Below are 19,667 nucleotides of genomic sequence, written 5' to 3'. Positions count from 1 at the left end.
TAATGAAAAGCAAGATTGCAATTGTTGGGGCGGCTTGTCGGTTTCCCGGGGGCGCAAACAATCTTGGCGACTTCTGGCAACTGCTGCGCGACGAACGCGACGCAGTAACCGAAATCCCCGCCGACCGCTTCGGCACCGATTTCTACCAGCACCCGTCCAAACGCGAACCGGGCAAGAGCTACACGTTCGCGGCCGGCGTGCTCGACAACGTCGCCGGCTTCGACGCCGCGTTCTTCGGCATTTCCCCGCGCGAAGCGGCCCAGATGGACCCTCAGCAGCGCCTGCTGCTCGAACTCGCATGGGAAGCGTTCGAGGACGCCGGCGTGCGCCCGGCCGACATGCGCGGCAGCAACTGCGGCGTCTTCGTCGGCGCGGCCAGCATGGATTACGGCAACCGCAACATGGACGATCTGAACGTGATCGATCCGTATTCGGCGACCGGCAATACGCTGAGCATCGCGTCGAACCGCGTGTCCTATCTGTTCGACCTGCACGGCCCGAGCATGACGGTCGACACCGCCTGCTCGTCGTCGCTCGTCGCCCTCCATCAGGCCGTCAAGGCGCTGCAGTCCGGCGAAGCCGACGTGGCGCTCGCGGGCGGCGTCAACCTGCTGCTGCACCCGTTCGGCTTCGTCAGCTTCTCCAAGGCGTCGATGCTGTCGCCGCGCGGCCGTTGCCGCGCATTCGACGCGACCGGCGATGGCTACGTGCGCTCGGAAGGCGGTGCGGTCGTGCTGCTCAAGCCGCTCGATCGCGCGCTGGCGGACGGCGACACGGTCCATGCGGTGATCGCCGGCTCCGGCGTGAACTCGGTCGGCCACTCGCCGGGCGGGATCAGCGTGCCGGGCGCGGCCGCGCAGGCAGCGCTGCTGCGCAGCGTGTATGCACGCGCCGGCATCGATCCGCAGTCGCTCGCTTATCTCGAGGCGCACGGCACCGGTACGGCGGTCGGCGATCCGATCGAAGCGCGCGCGCTGATCGACGTCGTGTCGGGCGAGCGCCCGGCGGACCGTCCGCTGCTGATCGGTTCGGTGAAGACCAACATCGGCCACCTCGAAACGGCATCCGGCATGGCCGGCCTGCTGAAGGCCGTGCTGTGCCTGAAGCATCGCGCGGTGCCGCGCTCGCTGCACTTCGTCACGCCCAATCCCGGGATCGATTTCGACGGCGGGCGTCTGCGTGTCGTCGATCGCTACATGCCGCTCGACGCGGGCGGCGCGCCGCTGACGATCGGCGTCAACTCGTTCGGTTTCGGCGGAACGAACGCCCACGTCGTGCTGACCGAGGCGCCGGTCGCAAACGACGTATCGACGGCAGCGCCCGCGCCGAATCAAGCGCAACCGTCGCCGCTCGTGCTGACCGCGCGCAGCGCGAATGCGCTCGTCGCACTCGCAGGCCGCTATCTGGCCATGCTCGACAACGGCGCCGACTGGCAGGCGCTTGCCGGCGCGGCCGCGCGACGACGTCAATGGTTCGAACATCGCGCGATCGTCGCGCCCGCCGACGTGACGGAAGGCCGTGCGGCGCTTGCGGCGCTCGCGCAGCCGGCGCAGGAAGGGCTGCCGGCCTGCGTCGCGACCGGCCAGGCGCCCGCCGACGCGTTGCGCACCGCGCTCGTGTTCTCGGGCAACGGTTGCCAGTGGGTCGGGATGGGCAACGAACTCTATGCGGAGAACGCGGTTTTCCGTGCGGCGCTCGACGAAGTCGACGCGCTGTGGTGCGAGGACGGCAGCCCGTCGCTTGTCGACGTGATGCGCGGCGGCCCGAGCGCGGAATGGCTGGCCGGCGCGGGCGCCGAATGGCTCGCCGCGACGGAGAACGCGCAGCCGCTGCTGTTCGCGATCCAGGTCGGGATGATTCGCGTGATCGACGCACGCGGCATGCGTTACGACGCGGCGATCGGCCACAGCGTCGGTGAAATTGCCGCGGCGTGGGTGACGGGCGCGCTGTCGCTCGCCGACGCGGTGCGCGTGATCAAGATCCGCAGTCGCGCGCAGGCGATGACGCGCGGCAGCGGCCGGATGGCAGCGGTCGGCATCGGCGAGGCGGCGGCGCGCGAGCTGATCGCGCGCCACGGGCTGGCGCGCCGGGTCGAGGTGGCCGGCATCAACAGCCCCGATGCGGTCACGCTCGCAGGCGAACTGCCGGGCTTGCAGGCGCTGGAAGCGGCGCTGCGCGGCAGCGGCAAGTTCTTCCAGATGCTCGATCTCGACTATGCGTTCCACAGCAGCCACATGGATCGCATCGAGCCGGTGGTGCTGGCCGAACTGGCGGGCGTGCGGCCGCAACCGGGCAATGGCGCATTCGTGTCGACGGTGACCGGCGGCCCGTTGGCCGGCAACGAACTGGATGCGCGCTACTGGTGGCGCAACATCCGCGAGCCGGTGCGCTTCGGCGACGGCATCGCGCACTTGATCGAGCAGGGCGTCCGGCTGTTCATCGAAGTCTCGCCGCATTCGATCCTGCGCACGTACGTGAAGCAGGCGTTGATGGCCGCCGGCGTGACGGGCGTGGCGCTGCCGACGCTCAAGCGCGATCACGGCAGCGCGGCGACGCTGCGGCAAGCGATTCTCGCGGCGATCGCGCACGGCGCGAGCGTCGATCCCGACCGCTTCGCGCCCGGCGCATCGCGTGCGGCATTGCCGTCCTATCCGTGGCAGCGCGACCGCTTCTGGCTCACGCCGACCGTCGAAGGCTACGGTCTCGTCGATCGGCGCCGCGAGCATCCGCTGCTCGGCTATCGCCTGCACGAACACGCATTCGGCTGGGAAAACCAGCTCGATCCGGCGAAGCTGCCGATGCTGGCCGATCACGTCGTCGACGGCGGCGTGGCGTTCCCGGGCGCCGGCTACGTGGAAATGGCGCTCGCCGCGGCGCGGACCTTCTTCGATACGCCGGATGCGGCGCTCGAAAACGTCGAGATCCGCACGCCGGTCGTGTTCCAGCCGCAGCAGGCGAAGCTGTTCCGGCTCGTGATCGAGCCGCGCACCGCGACGTTCACGATCGAGACGCGCGACCGGATGTCCGACGGCGCATGGGCGCTGAACGTGACGGGGCGGATGCTCGAAAGCGGCAACGCGCTCGGCGCCGCGAGCAGCGTGCCGGCCGAGACGCTCGAGCGCCTGCTCGCGCTGCCGGCCGCCGACGGCAACACGCTGTATGCGAATACCGCGGCGATCGGCCTCGGCTACGGGCCGGCGTTCCGCTGGGTCCGCACCGTGCGGGTTGCCGCGGCCGAGGACGTCGCGCTGGCCGACGTCGCCGCGCCGGCCGCATGCGGCGATGCGCGGGCGCTGTCCGCCTATCTGCTGCATCCGGCGCTGATGGACAGCGGGTTTCATCCGCTGTTCGCGCTGCTGACGGCGCAGGCGCGCGACGGGGAGCATCCGGCTTACGTGCCGGTGCAGATCGGCCGGGTCGATTATCTGCGCGGCGAGACGGTCGCCCGCGTGCTCGCGCGGATCGACCGGCGTAGCCCGCATTCGATCGTCGCGCATTTCGAATTCCTCGACGCGCAAGGCGCGATCGTGGCGCGGCTCGGCGCATGCCGGTTCCGGCGCGTGGATCTCGTCGGTCGCCGCCAGAACCTGCCTTCGCATTTCGTCTACCGCCTCGAAGAGATGCCGCTGCCGAACGACGTCGACGCGGCCGCGTTGCCGGCGCCCGACGCGCTGCTCGCGCAAGCCGTCGCGCGCGTCGATGCCGCGGGCCTCGACGGCCGCCGGACGCAGCATTTGACCGAAATCCTGCCGCTGCTCGACGTGCTGGCAAGCCTGTACGTGCTCCGCGCGTTCGATGCGCTCGGCGTGTTCGCCGGCACGTGGCAGCCTGCTCCGGAGCGGGCGGCGTTCGCTGCACGCCTGGCCGACATGCTCGTCGAGGATGGTCTTGCCGCTCGTGACGGCGCGCGTCTGGTGCGCGACGATGCGGCGTGCGCGGCGCTGCCGCCGCTCGACGATCTGTGGCGCGGGCTGCTGGCCGAATCGCCGGGGCACGTGGCCGAGCTGACGTTGCTCGCCCATTGCGGCGCGGCGCTGCCCGACGTGCTCAACGGTGCGAAGGACGATGCTCGCTGGTTGTCGCCGACCGGGCACAGTCTGGTCGAGCAACTGCTTGCCGCATCGCCGACCTGGCAGCACGTGCATGCGCTGCTGACGGCCGGCGTCGAGCAGGCGGTCGACGCGTGGCAGCCGACGCGCCGGCTGCGCGTGCTCGAACTGGGCGCGACGGACGGCGACGTGCTGCAAACGCTCGGCATGCATCTCGCCGCCGCGCGCTGCGATCACACGATCGCCGCGACGGCCGGGCAATTGGCCGGATTCGATACGGATGCGCAAGCGACGGTGCGCACGGTGGCGTTGCAACCGGGCGAACGCTTGTCGCTGTCCGCCGACGATGCCGGGCCTTATGACCTGATCGTCGCGAATCGCGCGCTGAGCGGCCGTCACGATCCGGCCGATGCACTGAATGCGATGCGGTCGTGGCTGGCGTCGGGCGGCTTGCTGCTGCTGGCGGAGTCGCGTCGCGGCCGCTTCTCCGACATCGTGTTCGCCCCGCAGGCGGCGACGACGGAGGCCGATGCGCCCGCGCCGCTGGCGCCGGCGGATCTCGAAGCAGCGCTGGCGCGCGCGGGCTACGTCGACGTCGTGCGGCATGTCGAGCAGGGGCTCGATCTGGATGGCACGCCGACGTTCGTCGTCGCGCGCAACCCGGCCAGTACCGCTGCCGCGCAACACGGCAGCGACGCGAGCGATCTCGATGTGCTCGCCCGCAGCGAACAATGGCTCGTGATGCACGCCCCGGACGCGGCCGGCGGTTTCGGCGGGCGACTGGCCGATGCGCTCGCGCACGCGGGCTATCCGGCCGATATCGTCGACGTCACACATGCGGCCGACGCGATCGCGTCGTTGCCGGCCGGGCAGCCGGCGCATGTCGTGTTCTGCGCGCCGGAGACGCCGCTCGCCGATACGACGACGGGAGACGGCCTGATGGCCGCGCTGCGTCACGGCGTGATCGCGCTGGCAGCACTCGTGCGCGCGCTCGGCGCGCAGCCGAACGCGGCCACGCGACTGACCGTCGTCACGCGCGGCGGCGCGCCGTTCGCCGGGGCCGCGCATGCGCACCCGGAGCAGGCGACGCTGTGGGGCCTCGGTCGCGTGCTGGCGAACGAGCATCCCGAACTCGCGTGCCGGCTGATCGACGTCGATCGCACGGCGGAAGGGATTCCCGATGCGCTGATTCGCGAGCTGACCGGCGCGGCGGTCGAGGAAGAAGTCGTGCTGAGCGCACACGGGCGACTGGTGCCGCGCATGCTGACGGCCGCGCAGGCCGCGGCGCGCAGCGACGGCGCGATGGCGCGCGCGTCGGTGCTCGCGTTCGATGCACCGGGCTCGCTGCGCAATCTCGAATGGTTCGCGTTGCCGGAAAGCGCGCTGGGCGACGACGAGGTGGAAATCGAGCCGGTTGCCACCGGCCTGAATTTCCGCGACGTGATGTATGCGATGGGGCTCCTGTCCGACGAAGCGGTCGAGACCGGCTTCGCGGGCGCGACGATCGGCATGGAACTGTCCGGCCGCGTCGTCCGGGTGGGCCGCGCGGTGACGGAATTCGCGCCGGGCGACGCGGTGCTCGGCTTCGCGCCGGCATCGTTCGCGACGCGCGTGAGGACACGCGCGCAGGCCATCGCGCCGAAGCCCGAACGCCTGTCGTTCGAGGAAGCGGCGACGGTGCCGACCACGTTCTTCACCGCGTACTACGCACTGGTCGAACTCGCACGGCTGCGCCGCGGCGAGCGCGTGCTCGTGCACGGCGGCGCGGGTGGCGTAGGGATCGCCGCGATTCAGCTCGCGCGCCACTTCGGCGCGGAAGTGTTCGCGACGGCCGGCAGCGACGAGAAACGCGAGTTCGTGCGTCTGCTCGGCGCCGATCACGTGCTCGATTCGCGCAGCCTGGCCTTCGCGGACGAGATTCGCGCGATGACGGGCGGCGAGGGCATCGACATCGTGCTGAATTCGCTCGCCGGCGAGGCGATGGTGCGCAGCATCGATACGTTGCGTCCGTTCGGCCGTTTCCTCGAACTCGGCAAGCGCGATTTCTACGAAAACAGCCATATCGGCCTGCGGCCGTTCCGCAACAACATCAGCTATTTCGGTATCGACGCCGATCAGTTGATGGGCGCGTTGCCGGCGCTGACCGCACGGCTGTTCGGTGAAGTGATGGCGCTGTTCACGGAAGGCGTGCTGCATCCGCTGCCGTATCGCGCGTTTCCTGCCGAGCGGGCCGAGGATGCGTTCCGCTACATGCAGCAGGCGCGCCAGATCGGCAAGGTGCTCGTGACCTATCCGTCCGGTACGCCCGCGCCGACGCGCGGCGTCGCGCGGGCGGAGGCGCTCGCGCTCGATCCGCATGGCGCATACCTGGTGGTCGGCGGCACGGGCGGCCTGGGCTTCGCGAGCGCGCGCTGGATGATCGAGCGCGGCGCACGCCGGCTGACGCTGGCGAGCCGCTCCGGCGAACTCGCTACGCCGGCGCGCGACGAGGTCGCGCGCTGGCGCGATACGCTCGGCGTCGCCGTCGACGTCGTGTCGTGCGACGTGACCGATGCCGCGGCGGTCGACGCGATGATTGCCGCGATCGTCCGGCGCGGCCTTCCGCTGAAGGGCGTGCTGCATTCCGCGATGTCGATCGACGACGGCCTCGTGCGCAATCTCGACGATGCGCGGATGGCCGCGGTGCTCGCGCCGAAGGTGGCCGGCGCATGGAACCTGCATCGCGCGACGCGCGGGCTGCCGCTCGACCTGTTCGTCGTCTATTCGTCGGCGACGACCTATCTCGGCAATCCGGGGCAATCGAACTACGTCGCGGCCAACACCTTCCTCGAGGCGCTGGTCGAACATCGCCGTGCAGCGGGCTTGCCCGGCACGTTCATGGCCTGGGGGCCGCTCGAGGACGTCGGCTTCCTCGCACGCCACGCCGATACGCGCGAAGCGTTGCAGTCGCGGATCGGCGGCGCGTCGATCACGTCCGACGAAGCGATGGCCGCGCTCGAGCGCGTGCTGACCGCGGGCGCGGCCGGCGAAGCGGTGGTGCGGCTCGACTGGCACGCGGTCGCACGCGGGATGCCGGCCGCGAAGGCGCGCCGGTATGCGCTGCTGCAATCGCAAGCGAAGGGCGGCGATGCGCGCGATGGCGGCACGCAGCTGCGCGAAGAGGTGCTCGCGCTGCCGCGCGACGAAGCGATCGCGCTGGTCGCGCGGACGCTGCAGGCGCAGATCGCGCGGATTCTGCACATGACACCCGATCGCATCGCGCTCGACAAGTCGGTGCTCGATATGGGCATGGATTCGCTGATGGGGATGGAGCTCGGCCTCGCGGTAGAGGAAGCATTCGAGGTCAAGCTGTCGGTGATGGCGATCGCCGAAGGCGCGTCGGTGACGACGCTGGCCGCGCGCATCGTCGATTCGATCGGCGCGTCGGCCGATACCGGCGCCGATGCCGTGGCGGCGACCGATGCCGCTCAAGAGGCCGTCGCGGCGCTCGCCGCGAAGCATGCGATCGAAGGCGAAGCGCGTGCGATGCTCGATACGCGGCCGGCATCGGTTGTCGGCCAGGCGTCGCCGCCGCCGTCGCTCGAGGTGGCGCGGTGAGCGCGCCGACCGGCTGGGCGACGCGGCAGGGCACGCTGGCGCGCCCGCTGACGATCGACGGGCACGGGTTGCACACGGGCCGCCGGGTCGCCGTGCGGATTCTGCCCGCGCGTCCGGAAGACGGCGTGACGGGTATCGTGTTCCGTCGGGTCGAGCACGGGCGCACGGTTGCGACGTTGCCCGTCGATCCCGCGCTGCGCCGTGCGCAGCCGCTCTGCACGATGCTGCGCAATGCCGACGGCATCGGCGTGCGCACGGTCGAGCACCTGCTTGCATCGCTGCTCGCATGCGAGATCGATCATGCGATCGTCGAGCTCGATGCGGAAGAGGTGCCGATTCTCGACGGCAGCGCAACCCCATGGGTGGATGCGATCCGCGCGTGCGGCCGCGTCGCGCTCGATGCGCCGAAGCGCTTCATCCGCGTATTGCGGCCGGTCGTCGTCACGGACGGCGATGGCGACCAGCGGCGCGAAATGCGGCTCGAGCCGGCGCCGCGCTACGAACTGAGCGTACGCAACGACCTGCGCGGCTTCGGCGACATGCATTGGGACGGCGCGCTGACGCCGGCCGCATTCGCGACCGACATCGCGCCGTCGCGCTCGTACGGGCGCGTGAAGTGGGCCGTGCCGGCGATCGTCGCCGGCTATCTGCGCGGCGTGCCGATCCTGCGCGGCGCGCGGCCGTCGTGCACCGCGTCGATCGTCGGCAATCGCGTGCTGGGCGGGATGCGGCTGCCGGAGGAGTTCGTCCGGCATCGCGTGCTCGACCTGATCGGCGATCTCGCGTTGGCCGGCGCACCGCTGCTCGCGCGCGTGAGCGCGCTGCGGCCGAGCCACGAGATGAATTTTCGGTTGGTCGATGCGTTGCTGGCCACGCCCGATGCGTGGCAGTGGGCTGACTTTTCCGACGCGTGACACCACGCCTTTTAAAAATACGCGGCGTAACATAGCGTCTTTTCGAGATAACGCGAAGGAAGCAATGGCACTGGGAGAGCATCTTCGCCAGCAACTGGCGGCGAAAGCGCTGAAACGGCAACTGGAGCGCGCGACCGACGCCGCGGCGGCGCCCGGCGTGCCGGGCACGCCGGCGGCGCAGGCCACGTCGGCGCGCAGCCGCTTCGAATCGATGCCGCAGTATCAGCAGGTCCGGATCATGCGCGAGATGGGCGAGAAGCTGCGGGTCGACTCGCCGTTTTTCCGTGTGCACGACGGCGTCGCCGGAGCGACCACGCAGATCGGCGGCCGCGAATACCTGAACTTCGCGAATTACAACTATCTGGGCCTGGCCGGCGATCCGGCGGTGTCCGCGCGCGCGAAAGCCGCGATCGACCGCTACGGCACGTCGGCCTCGGCGAGCCGGATGGTCGCGGGCGAGCGCCCGGTGCAGCGCGAGCTCGAGCGGGCGCTGGCTGCGTTCTACGAGACCGACGACTGCGTCGCGTTCGTGAGCGGCCACGCGACCAACGTGACCGTGATCGGCGCGCTGTTCGGCCCGGGCGACCTGGTGGTCCACGACGCGCTCGCGCACAACAGCATCGTGCAGGGTGCGCAGTTGAGCGGTGCGAAGCGGCTGAGCTTCGCGCACAACGACTGGCAGGCGCTCGACGAGCTGCTGTCGCGCGTGCGCCGCGAATATCGGCACGTGCTGATCGCGATCGAAGGGTTGTACAGCATGGACGGCGATTTCCCCGACCTGCAGCGCTTCGTCGACGTGAAGACGCGCCACGGCGCATTCCTGCTGGTCGACGAGGCGCATTCGCTCGGCGTGCTCGGCGCGACCGGCAAGGGCATCCGCGAGCATGGCGGCGTCGCGCCCGACCAGGTCGACATGTGGATGGGCACGATGAGCAAGACGCTGGCCGGTTGCGGCGGTTTCATCGCCGGCTGCCAGCCGCTCGTCGACATGCTGCGCCATCTGGCGCCGGGTTTCCTGTACAGCGTCGGACTCGCGCCGACGCTCGCCGCAGCGTCGCTGGCCGCGCTCGAACGCCTGCAGGCCGAGCCGGAGCGCGTCGCGCAACTGCAGGCGCGCGGGCGCCAGTTCCTGACCGAGGCGCGTGCCGCCGGGCTGAATACGGGCACGAGCGCCGGGTATGCGGTCGTGCCGGTGATCACGGGCAGCTCGCTGAAGGCCGCGCAGTGGGCGAATGCGATGTTCGACGAAGGGATCAACGTGCAGCCGATCTTCTATCCTGCCGTCGAGGAGAAGGCCGCGCGGCTGCGCTTTTTCATCTGTTCGACGCATGAGCCGGAGCAGATCAGTCGGGCGGTTGCCGTGTTGTCGCGTCTTGCAGGGCGCAGTGCGTGACGCGGGGCGCCGTGGTTTCGCAAGCGGTCCCGCGCGCCGGCGAACCGGCGCGGTTTCGCGCGGCCGATGCGGATGACGCGGCAGCATGCGCGCCGCTGGTATTTGCGTCCGGTGTGGCCGAATTCGGGTTCTTTCTTGGCGAAAGCGACGCGCGCTGCATCGCGTTCCTGCAACAGGCATTTCGGTCGCGCCACGGACGCTTCTCGTGGCGCCGGCATCGGGTCGCAGTCGCAGACGATGGCACGGTGCTCGCGGTGATGGCGATTCACGACGGGCAGCGGACGACGTTCGACGACGTGCACGTCGTGTGGGCATTGATGCGCTTCTTTGGGCTGCGCCGTACGATTGGTCAGCTGCTACGCGGACTGGTGCTCGAGACAGAGATTCCGGCGCCGAAGCGTTCGCAGATTTTGATTGCACATTGCGCGACGGATGAGCGCCAGCGCGGCACGGGCATCTTCAGCGCGCTGTTTCGCGATGCGCTGGATACCGGCGCGTTGCCGACCGACGGCAGCCGTGACGTCGTGCTCGACGTGCTGAGCCGGAATGTGCGTGCGCGTGTGCTATACGAGCGGCTCGACTTTGTTGCGCAGACGCGTTTGCGCCAGCGGTCGCGCAGGCTGCCCGCCGAACTCGATGCCGTACGCATGCGGCTCGCGCGCCGCGGTTGACGGCGCGAACGCGTTCCCCGCCTACTTGTACCGCGGCCCGAACGCCCGCAGCTGCACATCCTCCCTCCGCGTGATGATCGCGATGCTTTCGGGTATGCCCTCCCATGCGCCGCGCAGCGCGTGGCCTATAAGGCGGCGTGGGTGGGTTTCATACGCTCCGGAAAGACCGCGACCAGACGCGACGCGCAGTCTGGAGGGATGGCTTGAGGTCCAGCTGTTTCGTTTCTGTCGCTGCGAACGGCGATCGAGGTATCTGGACGAGTGCTGCCCTGGCGTTAGATATCTTTCTGGCAGGCCGGCATCGGCAACGATGTCGGCGAACGTGCAGCTCGCGTGTTGCTATCGAGAACGTTAGGCAACACCGAGCTGTATCGTCCATTCCGGATTGATGGGAAAACTGCTATCAGCCGGGAATGGTGTCCGACGGTTGAATGTCATGTCGCAGAATCATCCACATGAAAGCGGCTTCGTCGAGCATGTTTGGGAATATGACATCCGCGAGGCTACCAAGTCCTAGGAAGCGAACTACCTCGAAATTTGCACCGTGCTTCTCGGAGGTGACGATCGGCGTGAGCGAGCCAGTCGGGGCGGTCCCGAGACGCACAAACAGCAGCTTTGCGTTCTTTGAATTTGCATGAATAGCATCGTTCAGCCTGCTGGCGACTTGCGGTGAATACTTTTCGTCCTTCACGGTTGCGACATATAGCTTCGGCTCGTCGATCTCATAGAGTTTCTTGAAACGATAGACACATCGGCCGAGATAGCCACGGTCCCCGGGTATTGAGGGATCGTAGTGATTGAACATGTCCTTCACGCCGAAATTCTCGAGGTAGAACCGATGGTCGCAGAGACCTAGGTTCGGAGAGGGGCGCTTCTCGACGGGAACATGCAAATGGTTCCGCGGCGACATAAGTTCGCGGAACTCATCACGTATCATGTGATCGACAACGTCCGGACCGCCGAAGATCCAGTCGAACGGGAGCGAGTAACGTTTCAAGCCATGGCGCTTGAACAGTGACGATGGCATGCAATTCCACCCGAGGCTGACCACATGTCGAAAGGTCGGCAGGTTGGCAATCCGGTGTTTGGTGACTTCCGGGCGCATGCGATTCACAAGGTGCGACATCAGGATTGGAGCGGCTTCCGGGCCTTTCAGAAACGTACCAAGGACGGTCGCCATCGCGTCTTCAAATTCCGCGTCCTCGAAAAAACGAAGGTTGCTCGCAAAGCCGGCTGCATCTGGCTCACGGCCCAGTATCCCGACGTAAGCGGCACGTAATCCGGCACGTGACATGCGTTCGCGTTCCGACAGAGTCGCATCGGCTTCCGGTGTTTCATCAAAGGCGTTTCTTACGTTCCGATTGAGAATCCCTTTCAGCATTCGCGTCCTCATTGGCCAGATGATAGTTATCGCCGGGAGTGTACCTTAGAAGCCATGCCGCTTTTGTGCTTTTCGGTACCACTGTCTGCCGCTGTCGTCACAAATCTGCATTTAGCGAGAGGGCGCATCTGAGGTGGTCAACCGACGAGAACGGAAAGGGCGATTTGTCGACGAAGACTCGGCGGTGAGAGTCGCGAGAAGCGATGTCTTTGTGACGATTTTGACATGCAGCGAGGCGCGAATCAGTTGCCGGGGGCAATGCATGAAGCATGTCTGCGACCGTCGCGATTTGCGGAACAGAACCGCAACCAATTGCCGATCGGCACAGAGGATTCCGGTGTACCCGGAGGCGTGCGTACACGTTGATGATAGGTCGTGCCTGACACGAACACGCGACCAACGGATTGAAGGTCCGCTCTCGGCCAACTGCGCCAACAATCCAAAGAGCAAAAAATCATGGCGATGGATCAACAGGCACTTCGGTTTCGTCGTGGAAGGTTCTCGGGTCGCGGTGGGCGCCCGTGGCGCGGTGCTGGCCGGTGATGGTGATCCATGACGAGTGCGCGTCAGCGCTCGCGCTGCTGCGCGCCGAACTCGATTCGGTACGTATCCGGATCGCGTGTCTGCCTACTTGTGCCGCGGCCCGAACGGCCGCTGCTGCACATCGGCGCCGTGTGCAACGATCGCCATTCCTTCCGGTACTTCCTCCCACGCGCCGCGTAGGTCGACGAGCGGCTCCGACACGACCATGAACGCATCGTCGCCGACCTCGGCGATACGCGGGTTATGCGGGTACAACTCGTGCAGGTGCTTGAACGACGTACTGTGGAACAGCGAGCGCGATTGCCGTTCGCTCGAGTAACGCACCGCGACGATTCGTTCGCCATCGGTCGCGCAGATCGTCATGTTGAGCGGATCGGCGACGCGATGCCGCGCGGCGGTTTCCTCCACCATGCCGACCATCCGTTCGAGCGCCGGTAGCGGCGCCTGCTCGAGACCGTACGTCAGCGCGAGGCGGAACATCAGCTCGGAGTCGGTCGAGCCTTCGAGCGTCGGGAACAGCGCGGGATCGACCTTCATCGTCAGGTCGCGGCGCAGCTTGTGGAAGTCGCGGATCAGCCCGTTGTGCGCGAACAGCCAGCGGCCGTGGCGGAACGGATGGCAGTTGGTTTCCTGCACGGGCGTGTCGGTCGCCGCGCGGATGTGCGCGATGAACATTCGCGAGCGGATCGCCCGCGCGGCTTCGCGCAGGTTGCGGTCGTTCCACGCGGGATGCACGGAGCGATAGCGGAACGGGAGTTCGTCGGGATGCCCGTACCAGCCGATGCCGAAGCCGTCGCCGTTGGTGGTCGTGGCGCCCAGCTCCGAATGCAGGCTCTGGTCGATCAGCGAATGCTTCGCGCGGAACAGCACGGTTTCCAGATGGATCGGATTACCCGTATAGGCGAGCCAGCGGCACATGAAGCGCTCCTTCGCGATGTATCGTTCGCGCATGGTAGCCGACTCCGCGACGCTGACGCGTCCAGGCGAGTCGCCAGCACGCGCTTCACGCATCGCAGGCCTTCCGCGCGATGCGCAACCGCCCGGCCATGCGACCGGGCGCAACACGACAATGCGACGCGGCCCGACGGTCGTGCCGCAGCCGCCGGCTCAATCGCCGAGCGCGTCCATCACACGCGCCGAATAGACGAGCGCCGCGCCCGCATTCAACGCAATCGCGACGCCCAGCGCTTCCGCCACTTCCTCCTTGGTCGCGCCATGCTTGGCGGCTTCGGCCGTATGCACGGCGATACAGCCGTCGCAGCGCGTCGTGACGGCCACCGCGAGTGCGATCAGTTCGCGTGTCTTCGCGTCGAGATGGCCGGTCTTGGCGCCTGCGCCGGACAGCGCCTTGTAGCCGGCCAGCGTGTCGGGCGACAGCTTGGCGATGTCGCCGATACGCGTCGAGAGTTCCTTTCGGTATTCGTTCCAGTTCAGCATGATGCGTCCTTGTCGAGAAGAGTGAGGAGGGCGGCGGGTGCCGCGATCTCAGGCGATGCATGGCTATTCTGAGCGCTCGCGCCGAGGGTTTCGATACGCTAGAGTGTTGTTTTTTAGTGCGATCGTCTCATGGATGCATTGAGTCAACTGCTGTCGCTCGGTCGCAGCCATGTCGAGCTCGACGTGCGCTGCCTGCTCGACGGCCCGTTCGCGATGCCGCACGACCCGCTGCCGCCCGGCGAGGCGGCGTTCCATCTGGTGCTCGCAGGAACGTGCCGGCTGCGTGTCGCCGACGGGCGCACGCTGCAACTCGCGGAAGGCGATTTCGTACTGCTGCCCGCCGGCGGCGCGCACGACCTGCTCGATGCGGCGGGCAGCCGGTCGAAGCCGCTCGTGCCGCTGCGCGATTCGAGTGCCGGCGACGGCGCGGTGCTGCCGGTCAAATCGAATCTCGATCCGGCCGACCCGGGCAGCGCGAGCGTCGATCTGCTCTGCGGACGGTTTGTCTATGCGCGCGGCGCGGGCGAACTGCTGATGCGCACGCTGCCGCAGGTGTTGCACGTCGGGTTGCGCGACGCATCGGGTGCCGCGCCGCTGCAACTGCTGACGAGCGTGCTGCGTACTGAGGCGTCGAACATGCAGCCGGGCGCCGGCGCGATCGTGAACGCGCTCGGGCAGACGCTGCTCGCGTATGCACTGCGTGCATACGGCCGCGGCGCGCGCGTGCCGTCCGGCTGGCTCGCGCTGGCGGCCGATGCGCGCCTCGGCCCGTCGGTCCGGGCCGTGCTGCAGGCGCCGGCGCAACCGTGGACGGTCGAATCGCTCGGCGCCGCGGCGGCGATGTCGCGCGCGACCTATGCGAGGCATTTCCGCGAGAAGGCCGGGATGAGCGTCGGCGCATTCGTCGCGCAGATCAGGATGATGCATGCGTGCGCGCTGCTGCAGGACACGCAACGCGGGCAGGCGGAAATCGGGCAAGCGGTCGGCTACCAGTCCGAGGCCGCATTCGGCAAGGCGTTTCGCGCGGTGCTCGGCACGACGCCGGGGCGCTGGCGGCGCGCGCGGCGCGAAACGTGAGCGTGCGAGCGCGCGCGTCGTGACGCGCGTCAAAGCTGTTACCATGCGCAAAACACAGTTCAACGAAAACGATTTCGAACAACAAGAAAGAGAGGGCAAAGCAATGAACCAGACCACCATCCAGCAACCGTCGTTCGCGTTCGTGGCCGCCTCGTGGGCCGCGCTGCTCGCCGGTTTCGCGGCATTCCTGATCGGGCTCTGGAACGCCGGCATGCAGCTCAACGAGAAGGGCTACTACTTCACCGTGCTGGTGTTCGGCCTCTATGCGGCGATCTCGCTGCAGAAAAGCGTGCGCGACCGCGCGGAAGGCATTCCCGTCACCGGCATCTACTACGGTCTCAGCTGGATCGCGCTGCTGCTGTCGATCGCGCTGCTGATCGTGGGCCTTTTCAACGCGACGCTTCAATTGAGTGAGAAGGGCTTTTACGCGATGTCGTTCGTGCTCGCGCTGTTCGGCTCGGTGGCCGTGCAGAAGAACACGCGCGATTTGCAGAACGCGAAGCCGCGCTATACCGACGCCGATTCCGCGCCGTCGGTCCACGAGTGATATCGCGTGCAGCGGGCGCCTGCCGTCCTTTCGTTTCGTTATGCCATCGTGCATGACGAAGAAGATACTTTGGATGCCGACGGCCTCGCTAATTAGCGACCTATCTCTATCGATGGCTCGCAACTATTTTCAGGGCGCGGCTCGTCCGCATATGGCGTACGTTGCATGTAATACGAATCGCGAAACCCCTGCGTGACAGCCCGAGGCGACTGTGGCGCCTCTGGGTTTAGGGTCCGGACTGGCATTCGCCGAGCAAAGTCTGCGATGTTCATCGCCATTTCGCGGTCTTCGGGGGAATCGGAATGAGCCAAGGTGCGCGCGACTTTATACCAGTTGCCTAGCGTCTCCATGTGGGCGCCCGACATTGCACATCGGGTCTCGATGTCGATGGCATGCGTGCCATTGAAAGGGTGACCGCCTCGTAACGCCACCCGGAGCGCCGCTTGTTTAGGAAAGTACTGTATTTGCCCGCGTACTGTTCTAGAAGTAGCGTTCGCGTCGACGCCGCGTGCCTGCAATTGCTGCGCGAATGCTTCTCGCCAACGATGCAAATCCTGCTTTCGGGGATTGAGCCGACGGCCGTCGGGGCCACGCGCATGGACGCATAAATGTACATGGGGATGCGCTTCGTCATTGTGCAGTGCGAATACATATGGTCGTCCATCACCAAATGTTTCCTGGGCGAACATCCTTGCTGCATCCCATACGACCTCGCTATCGGTACCAGGCGGCATCGAGAGCACCACATTGAGGGTTTCCCTGCGTTTGCTTTCATTTGGAATGCCCCAACTGCCCCAGTGCCACTGCTCGAAAAGATCCTGCAATGCCATTTCTCCGGAGATCATGCGTCCGTCTTGATCCTCCAGATCAACGCTACCATGTCGCGAAATGTATCGCAGATGGCGCCGAACCGCCTTCATTCCCTGCGTGCCCGTTGCTCTGTTCGATATCTTCACCATTACTTCGGGCGCCCTTCGAAGCGTTCGGGCGATCCTTTCGCGCAAATGTAGCGCGTCCTGCTGTAAGGCCCAGTGGGGCAGATGCAGGCCACGGGCGTGGCGAAGTGCACTGGGGAATAGCCGATCTCCCCAGTTCACCAAGAGTGCATCAACATAGGTCTTTGGGAACGGCATTTTAACGACTCCAGCGATCTAGATTGCTTCGCAAAAGCGTCGCTGTGGTACGCAAATGTGCCTCTATTGTGGTGCGGACTTGCTCCCAGTTAAACGACTTATTGCAATCGTTCGTGGCTGCTTCTCTTGCACATTCGCCGAGCAGCGTTCGGATTATTGCGAGCTGCTTATTTGACTCCGCAACAAGCACCATCTCTCTGCTGCTAAGTTGCGGTTCGCCGGTAAGCTTCGCCCGAACCAAGGCGACGATCCAACGGTTCGGCGTGAAACCGCGAACGTAAGCTATCCCCCTAACGCGTTCCAGTTCGGCGTTGGTAAGTCCGATCGAGACGCGTGCGCACGGCCCATTGCGAGCAGGTAGCGTCTGCGGCGCCCGGGGTTGAGTTTCTGCAACACCAACTGTTTCGGTAATGATTCGCCTCAATTCCTCACTCGGCGTCACACCACGTTGCGCACACCATGTTGCCCATCGGGATTTTAGCGTTCCCAATTCCACGCTTAGTCGAGACCGACCAGGTGTACCAGCCTTGTGTCGTACGCTCGTAGTCATCGATGGTCCTCCGACATCCGTAAGTTCATGCGCTTCGCTGCGAGATGGCAACGAAGGTGATGTCTTGGCAATTGCTTCTCGAACGGCTCGATCGTTCGATTGGCTGCAATAAAGACGCGCTGCGATTCAAAATCGGAAAAGACAGCCCAGAGCTGCCGCAGATCAATGGTGCTATCTGCGGCGAGCGGTTCGGGTCCGAGATGTTGACTTTTAATCTAAGCAAGTATCGCGAAGGCGACAACTACTAAAGTCAGGAGGGTTCCTCATGCGAGCATTGCTGTCGTGCTGACCGACTTGCAAGCCGCAGAAGTTCCATCTGCACCGATGCTGCCGGATGCAGTCCGCCCGTAGGAGGCGTGCAACATTGTTCCGCGACTCGCGTGAGGTGCGCCGCATCGGAGAAATGCAATTGCCCCATCAGCGACTTTCAGGCAAGGACGGTTTTCTGGATGACCACCTGTATGGGCGGGCTTGTCGCGCGATACAGTGACATTTCTCACTAGGGACAATTGCAGCGACGCGCAAGCAGCTCTGTATCGACAAGGCGTCATGATATGGATCGATGGTGCATCGACGATGTCATCCGATCCACGCCAATGCGTTTCGCTTGGGTTATCCGCGGATAGTTCGGCCTGCACACTTCAGTGCTGGGGTGTGGCTTGGTAACGTTCCGTTGGACTGCCGCTGCACTAATGCTTCCGTAGTTGGCTCAGCGTGATCGACATCGGCTGCTTGTTCGATGAAGTCGAGCAAATCGCTTTCATGAAAGCAATTGAGTATCACGGCGGGCAGTCGTGCACATTTGGTCACCGAGGCGGGTTCGGCGACCCTTGGACTCACTCTGGTTTCAAAAGGACCGGGCGTAGCTGCTCCCTCTGGAAGAGGGCGCGTGCTGAGTTTGAAGTTGTCATTCATGAGCTTCTGCTGCGCGCGCACATTCGACGGGTTGCCGTGGACTGAGTCAGGACTGTTGCGTGTCCGATGATTCAATTGAGACGCACATAAGCGGTTCGCCGTGTGCCGGAGAGCTTGGCGGCTCAAGACGGAGAATGAAGTCGAAGTACCGAGTCGACAGCTTTGCCAGTTGCTCTTGTACTGCTCCCAAGTGAATGAGGCATTGGGCGTCCCAGTTCATTCCCACGACGAGTTCGCTCGTAACGCCATTCCACTCACTTAGAAGAATCGCAGCGACACGGGCGTTTTCCTCGGCGAATCGCTCGATGCGCTGTTCGATATAGCGCTTATCATCACGCATGAGCGTGCCGGATATGCGCAAAGATACCGTGTTTGCGATCGGATCATGGTGGAGGTGCACGGTCGCGATGCCGCACAGATGGCGCGAAACCCGATCAAGTTGTTCGTTCTCGATGTCCTCTTGGACTGAAATCGCTCCAGACAACGTATAGATTGCGGGCTCTTCCATGGTGGCTCCTGAGCAGATCGATTGCTTTCGCTTTTCCGCTGAAGTGGGGCAACAACATCAATTCCATACGCTGTCCGAGGTGGGACACGATGAGCCGACATGCAACGCTATGCCGATAGGGACGAATGTCGATTCACCATAGCGGGTTCGACGGAAGAAGGCTCCACCTCGCGCCCATTTCTGGGAAAATCCGGTTAGCGCGGTTTCGATCGATTTCATCTCTGCATCCGTGAGTGCTCCGCTGATACGGAGCATGAGCGTATGCGTGACTGCATCCGTGGCGAAGTAGACGCGTGCGGCGAATCCGATCCTGTCAACGAATTGCTGCGCGTGGCTAGGGCGAAAATGATCGAGAACGGGCAATGCACCGCAAATTTCGTAAGTCGTCGACATGGTGGTTCTCCGTGAAGGGGGGGGCGCCCTTGTTGTCCGCCCGACGTACGGGGTGACCTCGGGCGCTGCCATGATGACTCATTCGGACTTGTGTATCGCCAATTATAGGATCAATTGATCCTGTGTCAAGAAGGAAATTACCTCGAATGGACGTATTTGGGGAGAGACTGAGGCATGAGCGTTCACGATTGGGCCTCAACCAAACAGAGTTCGCAGCTCTCGGGGCCGTTAAACAACGCGCGCAATATCAGTACGAGAAGGGCTTGAGGCGTCCTAACTCGGACTATTTGATTGCGATTGCCGCAGCAGGAGTGGACATTCACTATCTGCTCACAGGGCAGGTAGGAACGTCCCTCGAGAATGATGAGGAGCAACGAGTAGTTGCAGGGTTTCGATCGCTTAATGTGCGCAAACGAGAGGCACTATTAGCGCTCGTTGAGGCATTTGCCGAATCCTCGCCTCAGTAGGGGCGATGAGTCGCTTTGTGTTTGTGTAGCGCGGCCCTTGGAGGCAAGGAAGTGACGGCCGATTGCACGCTGCGGGTGCTGCACCGGGCTGT

Annotated in this window: 14 protein-coding genes; 7 read left to right on the top strand and 7 right to left on the bottom strand. The window is 65.3% G+C overall.

What is annotated here, in order from left to right; translation table 11 throughout:
• The first annotated feature begins 2 nt into the window (after positions 1-2).
• From WS89_RS15295 to WS89_RS15280, 4 genes are all read left to right on the top strand, one after another.
• Positions 3-7,646 carry a type I polyketide synthase gene (locus WS89_RS15295; RefSeq protein ID WP_059791751.1) on the top strand — a complete coding sequence of 2,548 codons (7,644 nt, stop codon included), beginning with the start codon at positions 3-5 and terminating at the stop codon, positions 7,644-7,646.
• Complete coding sequence (locus WS89_RS15290) at positions 7,643-8,560, top strand: UDP-3-O-acyl N-acetylglycosamine deacetylase (protein ID WP_059791749.1); 918 nt, start codon at positions 7,643-7,645, stop codon at positions 8,558-8,560. The genes WS89_RS15295 and WS89_RS15290 overlap by 4 nt, the downstream gene beginning before the upstream one ends.
• A gap of 64 nt (positions 8,561-8,624) precedes the next feature.
• Complete coding sequence (locus WS89_RS15285; RefSeq protein ID WP_059791747.1) at positions 8,625-9,953, top strand: aminotransferase class I/II-fold pyridoxal phosphate-dependent enzyme; 1,329 nt, start codon at positions 8,625-8,627, stop codon at positions 9,951-9,953.
• The gene (locus tag WS89_RS15280; protein WP_059791745.1) at positions 9,950-10,624 is read left to right on the top strand and encodes a GNAT family N-acetyltransferase; all 675 of its coding nucleotides are present in this window, start codon (positions 9,950-9,952) and stop codon (positions 10,622-10,624) included. Before WS89_RS15285 ends, WS89_RS15280 begins: the two co-directional genes overlap by 4 nt.
• Before the next feature lie 403 nt (positions 10,625-11,027).
• On the opposite strand, the gene WS89_RS15275 is transcribed toward WS89_RS15280, so the two are convergent.
• The 3 genes from WS89_RS15275 to WS89_RS15265 form a co-directional block, all read right to left on the bottom strand.
• Positions 11,028-12,005 carry a DUF1796 family putative cysteine peptidase gene (locus tag WS89_RS15275; protein WP_179949864.1) on the bottom strand — a complete coding sequence of 326 codons (978 nt, stop codon included), beginning with the start codon at positions 12,003-12,005 and terminating at the stop codon, positions 11,028-11,030.
• Between the two features lie 627 nt (positions 12,006-12,632).
• A complete protein-coding gene (locus WS89_RS15270; RefSeq protein ID WP_059791967.1) occupies positions 12,633-13,466 on the bottom strand; it encodes a class II glutamine amidotransferase in 834 nt (277 codons plus the stop codon).
• A 189-nt stretch (positions 13,467-13,655) separates the two neighbouring features.
• Complete coding sequence (locus WS89_RS15265) at positions 13,656-13,985, bottom strand: carboxymuconolactone decarboxylase family protein (protein ID WP_006484989.1); 330 nt, start codon at positions 13,983-13,985, stop codon at positions 13,656-13,658.
• 129 nt (positions 13,986-14,114) lie between these two features.
• On the opposite strand from WS89_RS15265, the gene WS89_RS15260 reads away from it, so the two are divergent.
• The gene (locus WS89_RS15260; RefSeq protein ID WP_059791741.1) at positions 14,115-15,062 is read left to right on the top strand and encodes a cupin domain-containing protein; all 948 of its coding nucleotides are present in this window, start codon (positions 14,115-14,117) and stop codon (positions 15,060-15,062) included.
• 103 nt (positions 15,063-15,165) lie between these two features.
• Positions 15,166-15,609 (top strand): inner membrane protein YiaA, encoded by a 444-nt coding sequence (gene yiaA / locus WS89_RS15255; RefSeq protein WP_059779324.1) that lies wholly within the window; start codon positions 15,166-15,168, stop codon positions 15,607-15,609.
• A gap of 92 nt (positions 15,610-15,701) precedes the next feature.
• Here yiaA and WS89_RS32460 read toward each other — a convergent pair whose 3' ends face one another.
• Positions 15,702-16,742 (bottom strand): relaxase/mobilization nuclease domain-containing protein, encoded by a 1,041-nt coding sequence (locus WS89_RS32460; RefSeq protein WP_082741869.1) that lies wholly within the window; start codon positions 16,740-16,742, stop codon positions 15,702-15,704.
• Positions 16,743-17,336: 594 nt separating this feature from the next.
• Between WS89_RS32460 and WS89_RS15250 the strand changes: the two genes are divergently transcribed.
• The gene (locus tag WS89_RS15250; RefSeq protein ID WP_059791739.1) at positions 17,337-17,540 is read left to right on the top strand and encodes a hypothetical protein; all 204 of its coding nucleotides are present in this window, start codon (positions 17,337-17,339) and stop codon (positions 17,538-17,540) included.
• A gap of 364 nt (positions 17,541-17,904) precedes the next feature.
• Here the strand turns inward: WS89_RS15250 and WS89_RS33785 are convergent, their stop codons facing one another.
• The 3 genes from WS89_RS33785 to WS89_RS32450 are packed head-to-tail and all read right to left on the bottom strand — an operon-like array spanning position 17,905 to position 19,108.
• On the bottom strand, positions 17,905-18,207 hold the full coding sequence (locus tag WS89_RS33785) for a hypothetical protein (RefSeq protein WP_156440552.1): 303 nt from the start codon (positions 18,205-18,207) through the stop codon (positions 17,905-17,907).
• Between the two features lie 46 nt (positions 18,208-18,253).
• A complete protein-coding gene (locus tag WS89_RS15240; protein WP_059791735.1) occupies positions 18,254-18,715 on the bottom strand; it encodes a hypothetical protein in 462 nt (153 codons plus the stop codon).
• Positions 18,716-18,772: 57 nt separating this feature from the next.
• Complete coding sequence (locus WS89_RS32450; RefSeq protein ID WP_179949863.1) at positions 18,773-19,108, bottom strand: hypothetical protein; 336 nt, start codon at positions 19,106-19,108, stop codon at positions 18,773-18,775.
• Between the last annotated feature and the right edge of the window lie 559 nt (positions 19,109-19,667).

The sequence above is a fragment of the Burkholderia sp. MSMB1072 genome (genome assembly GCF_001524725.1).
In the GTDB taxonomy this organism is placed as follows: domain Bacteria; phylum Pseudomonadota; class Gammaproteobacteria; order Burkholderiales; family Burkholderiaceae; genus Burkholderia.
This window is presented reverse-complemented; position numbering and strand designations above follow the sequence as displayed.

Coding starts and splice junctions, on each gene's coding strand:
- WS89_RS15295 (WP_059791751.1), top strand. CDS start 3: ATGAAAAGCAAGATTGCAATTGTTGGGGCGGCTTGTCGGTTTCCCGGG.
- WS89_RS15285 (WP_059791747.1), top strand. CDS start 8,625: ATGGCACTGGGAGAGCATCTTCGCCAGCAACTGGCGGCGAAAGCGCTG.
- WS89_RS15275 (WP_179949864.1), bottom strand. CDS start 12,005: ATGCTGAAAGGGATTCTCAATCGGAACGTAAGAAACGCCTTTGATGAA.
- WS89_RS15270 (WP_059791967.1), bottom strand. CDS start 13,466: ATGTGCCGCTGGCTCGCCTATACGGGTAATCCGATCCATCTGGAAACC.
- WS89_RS15265 (WP_006484989.1), bottom strand. CDS start 13,985: ATGCTGAACTGGAACGAATACCGAAAGGAACTCTCGACGCGTATCGGC.
- WS89_RS15260 (WP_059791741.1), top strand. CDS start 14,115: ATGGATGCATTGAGTCAACTGCTGTCGCTCGGTCGCAGCCATGTCGAG.
- yiaA (WP_059779324.1), top strand. CDS start 15,166: ATGAACCAGACCACCATCCAGCAACCGTCGTTCGCGTTCGTGGCCGCC.
- WS89_RS32460 (WP_082741869.1), bottom strand. CDS start 16,742: ATGCCGTTCCCAAAGACCTATGTTGATGCACTCTTGGTGAACTGGGGA.
- WS89_RS15250 (WP_059791739.1), top strand. CDS start 17,337: ATGGCAACGAAGGTGATGTCTTGGCAATTGCTTCTCGAACGGCTCGAT.
- WS89_RS33785 (WP_156440552.1), bottom strand. CDS start 18,207: ATGAATGACAACTTCAAACTCAGCACGCGCCCTCTTCCAGAGGGAGCA.
- WS89_RS15240 (WP_059791735.1), bottom strand. CDS start 18,715: ATGGAAGAGCCCGCAATCTATACGTTGTCTGGAGCGATTTCAGTCCAA.
- WS89_RS32450 (WP_179949863.1), bottom strand. CDS start 19,108: ATGTCGACGACTTACGAAATTTGCGGTGCATTGCCCGTTCTCGATCAT.